Here is a 14,179-nt window from a genome sequence, read left to right as displayed (position 1 = left end):
TCTCCCGAGACTGAACGGTTGATAGTGTGAGTGCGCCTGCGGGTCCTTGACCAGCAGTTCGCGTCAAAATTCCGCGCAGCGGAATCCCATCGCGGAGCCCAAATTCCGGCACGCGGAAAGAAGGTCTACGCCGATTGAAGTACTACAGCATTTGCCGAATCATTGCCTTAACCGCTGAAACAGAGAGAACAGAGATGGCGATTTCCAAGGAAGACAACGACCTTCTGACTTGCACCGATAACGGCGCTCCGCTCGGGGAGATGCTGCGGCAGCATTACTGGATTCCTGTTGTTCCCTCGGCTGCGCTGGAAGCCGGCGGCGCACCGCTTCGGACCAAACTGATGGGGATCCAGTATGTGACCTATCGCGCAGGCAATGGGACGGTCGGCATCGTGGATGAGATGTGTCCGCATCGTGGGGCGTCCATGGCTCTGGCAATGAATGAACACGACGGGTTGCGTTGCATCTTTCATGGCTGGAAGTTCAGCGTCGATGGTAACAGACTGGTCGAAGCTCCTAACCACGGTGGTGATGAAAAGGAGTTTTGTAAATCAATCAAATCACCGCGCTATCAAGCGCGTGAAGCAGGCGGTATGGTTTGGGGTTGGTTTGGGCAGGGCGAGGCACCGGTGTTCCCGGATTTCCCGTTCACCTACCTGCCTGAGTCTCATCGCTTTGTGACGTCGGTTCTGGTGCCCTCCAACTGGGTGCAAGGCGTGGAGGCCACGATGGATACCACCCATGCAGGCGCGCTGCATCAGAGTTTCGTGGCACTGGTCAGCGGCAACAACGAACGCGCCAACCTCAGCAAGAGTTCCAAGCCGAAGTTCGAGTTCGAGGACAGTCCCTACGGCTTTCGCTATGCCGCAGTGCGAACCCTGCCTGACGGCAACCAGTATGCTCGTGTCAATAATTTCGTGATGCCCTGGTACGGGATCATCACCGCACCGGAGCAATACGGACCGTCCACCGTGTTTTTGTCAGTTCCGGTGGACGACAACACTCACCGCGCCTGGTTTGTGCATTTCAACCTGCACGCCCCACTGGGGATTACGCAATTTACGATTTCTCCGGACGTCATGAACTTTCCCCCGCTGCCGCCCGGTGACGAAAACAATAACTGGGGGCAAAACCGCAGCGTGATGAAGCGCGGCTATTTCTCAGGCTTCCCCCAGCATTTTGCCACGGAGGACTTCGCGATTTTCCTGAGCCAGGGCCCACGGCTGGATCGCACCAAGGAAAACCTGTGTTCGTCCGACATGGCCGTCGTACGTGTACGTCAGCAAATTCTCAAGTCAGTCAAGGAGTTCATGGCCGGCAAAGAGCCCCGCCTGGCGCGGAATCCGGACCTTCAATACAAGAATATCGTCTCGTTCGGTGGCGTGTTCCCGCAGGATAAGAACTGGCAGTCCTTGCTGGATGACCGCAGCCTTCTAGGTATCCTGGCAAGTCAAAGCTGACCACACATGAGTCTGAGGAGACAATCAATGAAAATCATAACGCGCCGCCATATTCTGCTATCGGGAATAGCCCTCGCGATGGCGCAATTGGCACACGCGCAGCCGGCGGCGGCGGACAAGAACGCTATCCGCTTTCTTGTCGGGTTTTCAGCAGGTGGTGGCACCGATATGGTGGCGCGGCTAATCGCCGAAAAACTGCGTGACGTGCTAGGCCAGACCGTGATTGTGGAGAACAGGGCTGGCGCAGGCGGACGAATTGCTGCCGATGCCCTGGTCTCGGCAACTCCGGACGGCGATACGTTCATGGTGGCAAACAACGCGGTTCTTACCTTCCAGACTCTTGTGTTTGGCAAGCAGATCAGGTGGAACTATAAGCACGACTTTGCCCCGGTGGTGGGAATCTCCTCTTATCCGCTGGGACTGGCTGTGCCGAGTTCGTTAGGTGTCAAAACCTTGCCTGAATTCATAAGATGGCTGAGGGAGCATCCCGCGCAGGCCACGTTCGGAACCACTGGACTCGGGGGGCAAACTCATTTCCTTGGCGAGGCTTTGGGACAGAGCATCGGTGTTGCTATGAATGCCGTGCCATACAAAGGTGCAACGCCAATGGTGACGGATCTGGTAGGAGGGCAATTGCCGGCAGCGGTTGGTCTGATGGATGACATGCTGAAGTTTCACCGGGCGGGCAGCATCCGTGTGATCGGGATTTTCAGTGCCGCGCGCTCGCCTCTGATCCCGGACATCCCCACGATCAACGAGCAGGGCTACAAGCTGATGGTCAGCGAAGGATGGCAAGGCATTTGGGCTCCGGCCCGGACACCGAGGGCAAAAATCGAACGCATGCAAAACGCGGTCAAGAAGGTGTTGGAGATGCCGGATGTACAGCGCGCGATGATGACACGCCTCAACGTACAGCCAACCTATCGCAGTGCCTCCGATGTTGCTCTCCTGTTAGAAGCAGAAATGAAGCAGTGGGCGCCCATTATCAAGGCTTCCGGCTTCAAACCTGATTGAAATTTTCCACCATGAACATGCAGATCCCAAACGCCAGCATTTGTACCCCATATGACAGCCCTGCCCAACTTACCAGTCCGGATGGCTGCGCGACGTGGTTAACACGCGGCCGTACATTCGTGGTGGCCATCTCGAGCGTTGTGGCGAACTGTCGCCTCGACCGCGGCGACAACCCGGACGAATACATGTTGCTAGTCCCCAAAGGGGTCCAGGCCACCATACAGGCGGGTAACGATAGTGTGACGACTGATGGTGAGGGCGACACGCTTACCGTAGTACCGCCAGGTGCCAGTGGCGTGACCTTTCATAACAATGGATATGTCACGCGCATCTTCTCCCATCGGGCAGTCGACTTGATGGCAACGGCGGTTAATGCTGCGGACCACCCCGCGGATGAGGCTGACGAGGCGCCACCGGCCCCTCCCGGCGGGTTCCGGCTGCGGCATTACGCACTGGATCAATATAAAAAGCCAGACAGTCCGGCACGTCCTTTTCGCTCGACGAACATGCTCATCAACGCCTTTGTGCCACGCGACTTCCGACGCGACACTCGCAAGATGACTCCACATGCGCATGATGATTTTGATCAGGCATCCCTCGCTTTGCAGGGGAACTTCATCCATCACCTGCGCTATCCGTGGGCCACTGACATGTCGAAATGGCGTGTCGATGGGCACCACGCGGTGAGTAGTCCATCGCTCATCGTCATTCCGGCACAGTCGGTGCATACGACGCAGGACGTCGGCGAAGGCTGGGTGCAACTGGTGGACATTTTTTCGCCGCCGCGCCCCGATTTTGTTGAGAAACCAGGGTGGGTCTGCAATGAAGCCGACTATCCGGCCTGATTTGGGGAACTGCAATGGAGGTCCAACGCGACAATGAAATTCTCCAGCTTGGCTACATGCGGCTCGGCATCAAGGATCGTGAGTGGTGGCAATGTTTTGCCGAGCTGGTCGGTTTCGACATAGTGACTGATGCACCCTCGGGCGAGTTGCAATTGCGCACAGATGCCGAGCGGGAGTACCGCTTCGCGTTAGTGACGTCGGGCGAGCCTGGCGTGCAAACGGTAGGCTGGGAAGTCGCAAGTGCTTCTGCGATGGAGTCAGTACGAAAACGCCTGAATGCGAATGGCGGGCAATTCATAGAGGTGTCGCGCGATGAGAAGAATGCCCGCAAGGTGGAGGACATGTTCGCGGTGCTTGGTCCCGATGGCCTATGCATCGAAGTCTATTGGGGGCCCAACTCCGCGCTGCGCAAGCCCTTTCGCTCCCCGCTTGGCACGTCCTTCGAGTCGGGTCAATACGGCAACGGCCATGTGACGATGAACGTAGCCGATGCATCGGCCACGCTGAAGTTTTACCTGAATGCCATGGGCTTCAGGCTCAGCGATGCAGCCTGGATGGAGGGTCACACACGCGTTTACTTCTTGAGGTGCAATCCGCGTCATCACAGTTATGCCTTTGCCCAGATGTCGCAACGCCCAACTGGAACAGTGCATGTGATGGCAGATATCGCCAGTCTGGACCATCTCGGGGTGGTGCGCGATCGATTGCTCAACGCGGGCATCCCACTCAGCCGGGATCTGGGATCGCACCCTCTGGACGGCGTGGTTTCGATCTACGTTCTCACTCCTGAGGGTTTCGACTTCGAATTGGCCTGCGGCACGCGTTTCATCAACGAATCGACCTGGGAAGCTGACAAGTTCAAACGCGATGGTCTGGCCTGGGGGCATCGAAAGCCCATCCTTACAAAAGATCGCTCATGATTCACGAGAGTTTTGTTCAGCGTCTGAAGAATGCCGAGCGCTGCTTGTTCGGTACGTGGGTCAAGTTGCCGACGCTGGAGACCTTGGAACTGCTGGCGCGTGCCGGCTTTGACTTCGTCGCCATCGATACCGAGCACGCGCCTCTGAGCCTTGAGTCCGTGTACCGCTTGATAGCCCACTCTCAAGCGCTTGGCATGTCGGCCCTGGTGCGCATCCCCGACCAGGACACCAACGACTACCAGAGGCTGCTCGACAGCGGCGCGGACGGCTTGATGGTGCCGCGTGTGCGCAATCGCGCCGAAGCCGAGCGCGCGATCGGTCGAATGGTATTCAGCCCGGTGGGACAACGAGGCCTGGGCATCACTTCGCGAGCAGGTCGCTGGGGGATGATGCCTTTGAGCGACTATTTGCGCACGGGCAGTGAGGAGGTTCTGCGCTGCGTGCAACTCGAAGACCGCCAGGTGCTCGAGGATGTCGAGGGGGTGCTTGACGTGCCTGGCCTGAACGCCGCCTTCCTCGGCATGGGCGACCTTCAGTTGACCAGTGGTCTGCCGGCCAGCCATCCGGAGTTGCAGTCTCTAGTCGACCGTTTGCTTGCGGGATGTGCCAGGCGAAGCTTGCCGTGCGGTGCCGCGGCCCAGGATGCCGCAGCGGCGCTGAAGGCTGCCGAACGCGGCTTCAAATTCGTCATGGTCAGCAATGACGCCATGATGTTTGGCAAGGCCGCATGCGCTGTTGGCCAGCAACTCAAAGGCGGAGAGACTGCATGAAGCTGGTTACATTTGAAGGCGCGGATGGTAGCCGAATTGGCGTATTGAGCCCGGATACCAAACAGGTCATTGATCTCGCCAAAGCATTTGGTCACATGTATGGCGCCCCATATACAGGCTTTTTTGACATGCTGGCTCTGATGCGCGCGGGCGAACGGGGCCTAGACATGGCGCGCAAAGTTCTCGAGCACCAGGTTGCCGAAGCCATGTATCCCGTGTCCTCGGTTCGCCTGCAAGCTCCGGTGCCAGTGCCAACGCAATTGCGAGACTTCTCGGTTTTTGAAAAGCATCTGCTGCAATGCGGAGAAACGGTATCACGTCTTAATATGACCGGCAATTCAGGCGGCCCAAACGCAGGTCCGTTGCCCCAAGTGTGGTACGAGCAGCCACTGTACTACAAGGGCAATCGGTTCTCGGTGATCGGGACTGACACCGATGTTCAGTGGCCCGCTTATTCGAACCTGATGGACTATGAGCTCGAATTTGGGGTGTTCATCGGCGTCTCCGGTCGCGACATCCCTCGCAGTCGGGCTTCACGGCACATTTTCGGCTATAGCATTTATAACGATTTCAGTGCACGCGACGCTCAGCTCCGGGAGATGCCCGGCCTGCTTGGACCTGCCAAAGGGAAGGACTTCGACAAGGGCAACGCAATTGGACCATGGATCGTCACACCCGATGAATTGCCTGATCCTTACGCGCTGGAGATGGTGGTGCGTGTCAATGGCGAGGAGCGTGGCCGCGGCCACTCCAGCGCTATGCAGCACCGGTTCGACGCAATGATCGAGCACGTCTCGGCCTCTGAGACGCTGCATGTCGGCGAATTCTTGGGCAGCGGCACTGTAGGGAATGGTTGTGGACTGGAAATCGGCCGGTTTCTGGAAAACGGCGATGTCGTCGAGCTGGAGGTACAAGGGCTGGGTGTGTTGCGCAATCGGGTACTCCAGACCACGCCGGGAAGTTCAACCGCTTCGGCGCAGTGAAGCCGCTCGATCCACGGCGTGAGCGAAATGAGCGTCGTCTGTCCGACTCTTGCTCATTCGCTGCCTGACGCGAAGCCCGCCACGATCGCGGCCTGGGCCAGCACGCTCATGATCGTCGTCAATGCGGGCGCTTACACCTGCCCGGCGTGGATGTAGGCGGTCTTCACCGTGGTGTAGAACTCGCGCGCATAGCTGCCCTGTTCGCGCGGCCCATAGCTGGAACCCTTGCGGCCGCCGAACGGCACGTGGTAATCGACACCCGCGGTGGCAGTGTTGACCATCACCATGCCCGCCTGCACGTGGCGGCGGAAGTGCGTGGCGTACTTCAGCGATGTCGTGCAGATGCCCGCTGACAGCCCGAACGGTGTGTCATTGGCCACGGCCAGCGCTTCATCGTAGTCCTTGACGCGGATCACGGAGGCCACGGGACCGAACACTTCCTCGCGGTTGATGCGCATGTCCGCCGTCGTGCCCGTCACTAGTGCCGGCGCCAGGAAGAAGCCCGGCGTGGCGCGTTCCAGGCGTTCGCCACCGATGACGGTACCGCCTTCTTCGCGCGCGATGGCGATGTAGCGCTCATCCTGTTCGAGCTGGCGCGCATCGACCACGGGGCCGATCTGGGTATCCGCCGACAGCGCGTCGCCGATGCGCAGCGCGGCCAGCCGGTTACACATGGCCTCGACAAAGCGGTCATGGATGCCCTCGGTGACGATCAGGCGGCTCGATGCCGTGCAGCGCTGGCCGGTCGAATAGAACGCGCCGTTGATGCAGGCTTCGACGGCCACGTCGAGGTCGGCATCGTCGAGCACGACCATCGGGTTCTTGCCGCCCATCTCAAGCTGGAATTTCTTGCCCGACGCCACACAGCGCGCGGCGATCGCGCTGCCGGTGGCGACGGAACCCGTGAAGCTGATGGCGTCCACGTCGGGCGACGCGACCATGGCTTCGCCGACCACCGCGCCGCGTCCCATCACCAGGTTGAGGACACCCTGCGGCAGGCCGGATTCGACCAGGATATTGACAAGTTCCCACGCGCTGCCAGGGACCAGTTCGGCGGGCTTGAACACCACGCAGTTGCCGTACGCCAGCGCGGGCGCGATCTTCCACGCGGGAATCGCGATCGGGAAGTTCCATGGCGTGATGAGGCCGATCACGCCGAGCGGCTCGCGCGTGACCTCGACGGTCAGCCCGGGGCGCACGGACGGCAGGATCTCGCCGCCCAGGCGCAGGGCCTCGCCGGCAAAGAACTTGAAGATCTGGCCGGCGCGCGCGACTTCGCCGATGGCCTCGGGCAGCGTCTTGCCCTCCTCACGCGCGAGCAGGCGTCCCAATTCGGCCTTGCGCGCCAGGATGGTCGTGCCGGCCTGGTCGAGCACGTCGAAGCGTTGCTGCGGGGTCGACACCGACCATGGTCCGAACGCCTTGCGTGCGGCGGCGATCGCACGCTGTGCGTCATCGGCATCGGCTTCGGCGAACTGGCCGATCACGTCGTCCAGGTTGGACGGGTTGACGTTGGGCGCAGTGGTCTTGCCTTCGATCCACTGTCCGTCGATGTAGTTGGCGAATGTCTTCATGTTCTTGCTGGGTGTCGGGGCGTCAGGCATTAAGCAGGCCACGCGCGGCCAGGTTTGCGTAGAGGGCACGTACGCCGAAGGTCCACGGCGTGATCTCGGTGCAAAGCCGCACGGTGTTGACGAGCGCGCCGAGCGTGGGCGTGGAGATGGTGACGCGGTCGCCCAGGTGGTGGGTGAAGCCAGCGCCGGGTGCGTCGCGGTCCTGGATCGGGGAGAACATCGTGCCCAGGAACAGCATGAAGCCGTCCGGGTACTGGTGATGCGGGCCGCAGGTCTGCGCGATGAGGTCGATCGGATCGCGGCTGATCTCGCGCATGTGGCTGATGCCGTCGAGGACGAAGTCGTCATCCGCGCCTTCCACGCGCAGCGACACGCTGGCCTGCCGCACGCTATCGAGCGTGAAGCCGTCGTCGAAGAGCCGCACGAAGGGGCCGATCGCGCACGAACCGTTGTTGTCCTTGCACTTGCCGAGCAGCAGTGCCGAGCGGCCTTCGATATCGCGCAGGTTCACGTCGTTGCCGAGCGTGGCGCCTACGGGTGTGCCATTGCTGCTGACCGCCAGCACGATCTCCGGTTCCGGGTTGTTCCACACCGACACTGGGAGCAGGCCCACATCTGCACCAAAGCCCACGGCGGACATCGGCTGCGACTTGGAGAAGACCTCGGCATCGGGGCCGATGCCGACTTCCATGTACTGCGACCACGCGCCGCGGCGCTCAAGTTCCGCCTTCAGGCGCATGGCGGCTTCCGAACCGGGAACGATTTTCGACAGGTCGGTGCCGATGGTCGCGGCAATGGTTTCGCGCACGTCCCACGCTTTGGCGGGATCGCCGCCGGCCTGTTCTTCGATGACGCGTTCGATCAGGCTCACCGCGAAGGTGACGCCACAGGCCTTGATGGCCTGTACGTCGCACGGGGCGAGCAGGTGCGTCGAACCGGGCTTGCCGTCGAGCGCCGCCTGCAGCAGCGGCTCGACGCGGCCCAGCGATTCGCCGGGGGCAGTGCGGGCGATCTCGGCGGCGTCGAGGCGGTCGAACAGGTCGGCGGTGGTCGGCACGGTGCGCGTGATGTCGAACACCTCGCCGCCGCGCACGGCGACGACGCTCGGGCCCGCGTGGGCGCCATCGTGCCGCCAGACGCGGCCGATCAGCAGGGCCCGCGCAAGGTCGTGCGGCAGGCAGTCGGAAACGGAGAGAGTACGCATGGTCAGCTCGGCAAATGTCGGGGGCGGTGAGGTCAGTGCGAATGGCGCGGGTTGCCGCGCTGCTCGATCACCTTCAGGTACAGCGTGGCCGGTTCCAGGCAGCCGCCGGTGGACAACTGGCCAACGAGCTGCCTGTAGAGTTCCTGCCAGGGCGTCTGCGCCTGAGGTACGGTAAAGCTTGCGGTCTCGCGGCGGCGCATGAGTTCGTCTTCGTCTACGAGCACGTTCACGCTGCGGCGGTTCAGGTCCACGCGGATGCGGTCGTTCGTGCGCAGTAGGGCCAGGCCGCCTCCGACGGCGGCTTCAGGCGACATGTTCAGGATCGACGGGCTGGCCGATGTGCCGCTCTGGCGTCCGTCGCCCATGCATGGCAGCGACGTCACGCCACGCTTCACCAGTTCGGCGGGCGGCGCCATGTTGACGACTTCCGAACTGCCCGGGTAGCCCACCGTGCCGCAGCCGCGGATCACCAGGATGCAGCGTTCGTCGATCTCCAGGCGGGGGTCGTTGATGCGGGCGTGGTAGTCCTCCGGGCCGTCGAAGACGATGGCGCGTGCCTCGAAGGTATTCTCCGCGCCGGGCTCGGCAAGGTAGGTCTGGCGGAACGCCTCGCCTACCACCGACATCTTCATGATGGCGCTGTCGAAGAAATTGCCCGACAGCACGATGAAGCCGGCGCCGTGCTTGAGCGGCGCTTCGGGCGTGCGGATCACGTCGCGGTCGGCGTCCTGCGCGGTGTCGGCGATCTCGCCGATCGCACGGCCGGACACCGTCAGGCAGTCGCGCCGCAGCAGGCCGGCCGCATCGAGCTGGCGCAGCACCGCCGGCACGCCGCCGGCACGGTGGAAGCTTTCGCCGAGATATTCACCGGCGGGCATGCAGTTGACGAGCAGCGGCACGGATTCACCAAAGCGCTGCCAGTCGTCCAGGCTCAGTTCCACGCCCATGTGGCGCGCAATGGCGATCAGGTGCGGCGGGCAGTTGCTCGACGCGCCGAGTGCGGAGGCCACCACGATGGCATTCTCGAACGCCGCGCGCGTCATGATCTTCGACGGCCGCAGGTCCTCTTGCACGAGTTCGACGGCGCGCTTGCCCGTGGCATAAGCCATCTGGCCGCGCTCGCGGTAAGCTGCCGGAATGCTCGCGCACCCCGGCAGCGACATGCCCAGTGCCTCGGCCAGGCTGTTCATCGACAGTGCAGTGCCCATGGTGTTGCAGTGACCGATCGACGGCGACGATGCCGTAGTCAGCTTCATGAAGCCTTCGTAGTCGATATCGCCGGCAGCCAGCAGGTTGCGGGCGTGCCAGATCACCGTGCCGGAACCGACGCGCTTGCCCTCGTGCCAGCCGTCGAGCATCGGGCCGCCCGACAGCACGATGGCGGGCATATCCACGGTGGCGGCGGCCATCAGGCAGGCGGGGGTGGTCTTGTCGCAGCCGGTGGTCAGGATCACGCCATCCAGCGGAAAACCATGCAGCACTTCCACCAGCCCCAGATAGGCAAGGTTGCGGTCGAGCGCGGCCGTGGGCCGGCGGCTCTGTTCGGCCAGCGGATGCACGGGGAATTCCATCGGAATCCCGCCCGCGTCGCGGATGCCTGCCTTGGTGCGCTCGGCCAGTTCGATGTGGTGGCGGTTGCACGGTGCCAGGTCGCTGCCGGTCTGCGCGATGCCGATGATGGGACGGCCCGACTGCAGCTCTTCACGCGTCAGCCCGTAGTTCATGAAGCGCTCGACATAGAGCGCGGTCATGTCCGCATGCGCGGGGTCGTCGAACCATTCCTGGCTGCGCAGGCGGCGAGGGGTTTTTGACATGTGGGGCTATCTCCGGATGGGATGTCTTGCTCGGTTTGTCTGTCGGGTAGTTACCGGTAACATTCGCGGATGTTAGCACGGACGTTTTACATTGCGAAAGGAGATTTTGCATGTAAGAGGCGGGAAGCTTTCGCGAAGTCGCGCGCGTCGCACATTGAGACGCGCCCGTTCTCGCACGGGTCCACCAGCCCATCTTCAGCCCATCAGGCGCTTTCCCGTGCGACGATCGTGTAGTCGATGCGGATGCTTTGCGACTCGATCTGTCCGCCGCTGTCACGCGCTTGCAGCGCCGCCAGCAAGGCTTCGCCTGTGCGCAGGCCGATGCCATAGGCGTCGACCGATACGGTGGTGATGGCCGGGTAGCACCATGTCGCAACTTCGAAGTTCCCGAAGCCGGCCACCGCCATGTCGCCCGGCACGGACAGGCCGCGCCGGTGGCATTCCATGATCGCGCCGAATGCCGACATGTCGCTCACGCACATCACCGCGTCGGTGTCCGGCCATTTCTCCAGCAGCGCCGCCATGGCGGGACCGCCGTGGCTCATGGTGATGGGGGATTCGCCGAGCCGCACGACGCGGGGCTCACCCAGCCCGAGTGCCTTGATCTCCGCCTGATACCCCTTGAGGCGGTCCAGGCCGCGCCGGTCCAGTGCGCTGGCGCCGCCGAGAAAGCCGATGCGCTGGTAGCCGCGCCCGGCAAGATGCCGCACCATCGCCCGCGCGGCGCGCACGTTGGAGAAGCCCACGGCCGTGTCGATGGGATGCGTTGGCAGGTCCCACATCTCGACCACGGGAATAGCGGAGCGCTCCAGCACCTTGCGCGTCGCATCGGTGTGCTGCGCACCCGTCAGCGCGATGCAGCGCGGCTGGTGGCGCAGCATGGAGCGCACCAGGCGTTCTTCGCGCTCCAGGTCGTAGTCGGTGTCGCCGAGCAGCAGTTGCAGGCCATGTGGTTCGAGCGCATCGGTCAGGCCGCGCACCGTGTCCGAGAAGTTTGAACTCGACAGCGATGGCACCAGGACCGCGACGAACTCGGAGCGGCCCGACGACAGGGCGCCCGCGGCGGCGTCGGCCACATAGCCGAGCTGGTCGATGGCCTTGCAGACCCGTTCGCGCGTCTCGACGGCCACGCTGTGGCCGGCAAGCACGCGCGACACCGTCATCTTCGATACGCCGGCCAGGCGGGCTACATCGGACATGCGGGGCGGTCCGGCAGGCCGGACGGCGGTGGGGCTGGGCATCGGAATCGCGATCGGGAGAAGCCTGTAAAGGCGACATCATACCGGTGCGGCGCATCGTGCAGGCCGGTCGCCGCGCGTCCGGTTCATCATCGCCTGCATTAGGGAAATCCCTTGTTCGCCGAGACTTGAACTCGCATGGCGCGGCATGCTACCTTCAGGTCAGTTACCGGTATCAGAACGCCGGTTGCCCCGTCGCCCGCCGGCGGATTTTTTTGGCCGCGAAATGTTATCGGTAACATTGGAGAGCATCCGCGAGCCCGCCGGTACGAAGAAGACCTACACAATCAGGAGACAACCCGATGTCATCCATCACGCAGACCGCAGCCGTGCCGGCCGCGACCGACTCGTCCGAAGACGCCCTCTACCGCAAGGTCATGCGGCGCATCCTGCCATTGCTGCTGCTGTGCTACGTCGTGGCTTACCTGGACCGCGTCAACGTGGGATTCGCCAAGCTGCAAATGCTCGATGACCTAAGCCTCAGCGACAGCGTCTATGCCCTCGGCGCCAGCATTTTCTTCTGGGGCTATTTCCTGTTCGAGATGCCCAGCAATCTGCTGCTGCACCGCTACGGCGCGCGCTTCTGGATCGCACGGATCATGATCACGTGGGGCATCGTGTCGTCGTCGATGGCTTTCATCGTGCCGCTCGCGCAGTTCTTCCACATGCAGACGTCGACCATGTTCTACACGCTGCGCTTCCTGCTTGGGCTGTGCGAAGCGGGCTTCTTCCCAGGCGTCATCCTGTACATGAACTACTGGTTCCCGGCGCGCCGCCAGAGCGTGGCCATGTCGGGCTTCCTGGTGGCGATCCCGCTGAGCCTGACGCTGGGCAGCGTGGTTTCCGGCTGGCTGATGGAGCAGACGCACGGCCTGTCCGGCATGAGCGGCTGGCAATGGATGCTGCTGCTCGAAGGCCTGCCGTCGATCGTGGTGGCGTTCATCGTGCTGGCCTTCCTCGGCGATGGCCCGCAGTCGGCGAAGTGGCTGTCTGCACAGGAAAAGGCGCTGCTGTCGCGCAACCTCGAACGCGAGGCCGCGCACAAGTCGCACAGTGTCGGCGCCGCGCTGCGCAGCCCGCGCGTCTGGCTGCTGACCTTCATCCTGCTCACGTTCAATACCGGCTTCTACGGCCTGGCCTTCTGGCTGCCGTCGATCATTCGCGCGTCGGGCGTGCAGAGCCCGCTGCATATCGGCCTGCTCACCGCCATTCCGTACCTGACGGCGATCTTTGCGATGGTGTGGAACGCATCGCACTCGCGCAAGACCGGCGAGCGCCGCCTGCACGCGGCCATTCCCGCGCTCATTGGGGGCGTCTGCCTGATCCTGAGCGCGGCGTGCGCGCAGAACGTGGCGCTGTCGATCTTGTTCCTGACCATCGCCACCTGCGGCATCCTGGCGCTGATGCCGATCTACTGGACCTTCCCGGGGCAGATCCTGTCCGGCACGGCTGCGGCCGCCGGCATTGCACTGATCAACTCGGTGGGTAACCTGTCCGGCTTCACGGGCTCGATGATTACCGGCATCGCCAAGGAAATGACCGGCAACATCAACAACGGCACCTATGCGCTGGGTGCCTGCCTGCTGGTGAGCTGCGTGCTGATCGCGCTGATCCCGCGCGGTATTCTCAACCCTCCGGCCGAGCAGTAGGTCGACTCAAGCTGGCCGGGAAGGGACCTCGGCCCACCGCTACCTGATTGCCTTCTTCACCCACAACTGCCGCTCGACCAGCTTGGAAGCAACGATTGCTTGCAAGATAGGCACGCGCTCGCGTCGACTGCGGGCGCGCGGGCAGGCCAGGGAAACCACGCTTGAGCCGGTGCGCAAGAGCGAGTTGGCCAGGTGGCCTGAGCTAGGTCAGGGCGGATCAAATCCACCGTCGTATTCCGCCTGCCGGCAATGTAGTGATTCCGCTATGCCCCGGTCGACAGGATTATCTTGCCCACGCTTTGGTTCGACTCCATGCGCCGGTGCGCATCGGCGGCCTGGGCCAGCGGGTACACGCTGTCCACCACCGGCACCAGTCCGCTCTCAGTAAAGCCCGGCAGCCAGCGCTCCGCGAAGCGCGCCACCATCTGCCGCTTGACCTCCGGCGTACGCGATTTCATCACCGTGCCGATGATCTGCAGATGGCCGTAAAGCAGCCGCTCCAGCGGCAGATTAGCCCCCTCCGCGCCGCCAAGCAGGCCGACCTGCACCAGCCGGCCGCCATTGGCCAGCGACAGCACATTTCGTTCTATTGATCTTTCCGTAAATCATGACATCACCACAACGTTGCCTGAACCCAGCACGCGGCGATGATCGAAGGCCGGTGTTGAGCGCTTTTGAGCTTGTTGCGGGCGACGGTATGCAACTCAT

General features: G+C 62.6%; 11 protein-coding genes and 1 pseudogene. 7 read left to right on the top strand and 5 right to left on the bottom strand.

Translation table 11 applies throughout. The features are described from left to right. Positions 1 to 194 precede the first annotated feature (194 nt). Genes DN412_RS31470 through DN412_RS31445 form a run of 6 tightly spaced genes read left to right on the top strand, consistent with a single transcriptional unit; the run spans position 195 to position 5,992 of the window. Positions 195 to 1,460: a Rieske 2Fe-2S domain-containing protein gene (locus DN412_RS31470; RefSeq protein WP_115215152.1), complete on the top strand. Its 1,266-nt coding sequence runs from the start codon at positions 195 to 197 to the stop codon at positions 1,458 to 1,460. 27 nt (positions 1,461 to 1,487) lie between these two features. After that, positions 1,488 to 2,474, top strand: a complete 987-nt coding sequence (locus DN412_RS31465; protein ID WP_244222849.1) for a Bug family tripartite tricarboxylate transporter substrate binding protein — start codon at positions 1,488 to 1,490, stop codon at positions 2,472 to 2,474. Further along, positions 2,471 to 3,319, top strand: a complete 849-nt coding sequence (locus DN412_RS43140; protein ID WP_133303111.1) for a cupin domain-containing protein — start codon at positions 2,471 to 2,473, stop codon at positions 3,317 to 3,319. Before DN412_RS31465 ends, DN412_RS43140 begins: the two co-directional genes overlap by 4 nt. A 14-nt stretch (positions 3,320 to 3,333) precedes the next feature. Further along, positions 3,334 to 4,239, top strand: a complete 906-nt coding sequence (locus DN412_RS31455; RefSeq protein WP_115215149.1) for a VOC family protein — start codon at positions 3,334 to 3,336, stop codon at positions 4,237 to 4,239. Further along, positions 4,236 to 5,009, top strand: coding sequence for an HpcH/HpaI aldolase family protein (locus DN412_RS31450; RefSeq protein ID WP_115215148.1), 774 nt, complete (start codon positions 4,236 to 4,238; stop codon positions 5,007 to 5,009). Before DN412_RS31455 ends, DN412_RS31450 begins: the two co-directional genes overlap by 4 nt. Further along, positions 5,006 to 5,992: a fumarylacetoacetate hydrolase family protein gene (locus tag DN412_RS31445; protein WP_115215147.1), complete on the top strand. Its 987-nt coding sequence runs from the start codon at positions 5,006 to 5,008 to the stop codon at positions 5,990 to 5,992. The genes DN412_RS31450 and DN412_RS31445 overlap by 4 nt, the downstream gene beginning before the upstream one ends. A gap of 131 nt (positions 5,993 to 6,123) precedes the next feature. Here the strand turns inward: DN412_RS31445 and DN412_RS31440 are convergent, their stop codons facing one another. The 4 genes from DN412_RS31440 to DN412_RS31425 form a co-directional block, all read right to left on the bottom strand. Next, complete coding sequence (locus DN412_RS31440) at positions 6,124 to 7,566, bottom strand: aldehyde dehydrogenase family protein (protein ID WP_115215146.1); 1,443 nt, start codon at positions 7,564 to 7,566, stop codon at positions 6,124 to 6,126. A gap of 22 nt (positions 7,567 to 7,588) precedes the next feature. Continuing rightward, positions 7,589 to 8,770 (bottom strand): fumarylacetoacetate hydrolase family protein, encoded by a 1,182-nt coding sequence (locus DN412_RS31435; RefSeq protein WP_115215145.1) that lies wholly within the window; start codon positions 8,768 to 8,770, stop codon positions 7,589 to 7,591. Between the two features lie 32 nt (positions 8,771 to 8,802). Then, positions 8,803 to 10,584 (bottom strand): IlvD/Edd family dehydratase, encoded by a 1,782-nt coding sequence (locus tag DN412_RS31430; RefSeq protein ID WP_115215144.1) that lies wholly within the window; start codon positions 10,582 to 10,584, stop codon positions 8,803 to 8,805. A gap of 203 nt (positions 10,585 to 10,787) precedes the next feature. Further along, entirely contained in the window at positions 10,788 to 11,825 is a 1,038-nt protein-coding gene (locus tag DN412_RS31425) for a LacI family DNA-binding transcriptional regulator (protein ID WP_208647692.1), read from the bottom strand. A 299-nt stretch (positions 11,826 to 12,124) separates the two neighbouring features. On the opposite strand from DN412_RS31425, the gene DN412_RS31420 reads away from it, so the two are divergent. Beyond that, positions 12,125 to 13,471, top strand: coding sequence for an MFS transporter (locus DN412_RS31420; RefSeq protein ID WP_115215142.1), 1,347 nt, complete (start codon positions 12,125 to 12,127; stop codon positions 13,469 to 13,471). Between the two features lie 263 nt (positions 13,472 to 13,734). Here the strand turns inward: DN412_RS31420 and DN412_RS31415 are convergent. Further along, positions 13,735 to 14,061: pseudogene (locus DN412_RS31415) on the bottom strand (zinc-binding dehydrogenase); the annotation flags it as partial. Positions 14,062 to 14,179: the final 118 nt, after the last annotated feature.

The organism is Cupriavidus lacunae, from assembly GCF_003353055.1.
GTDB classification, from domain to species: Bacteria; Pseudomonadota; Gammaproteobacteria; order Burkholderiales; family Burkholderiaceae; genus Cupriavidus; species Cupriavidus lacunae.
The sequence above is the reverse complement of the archived record's forward strand: the minus strand, read 5'-3'. Positions and strand labels throughout refer to the sequence as shown.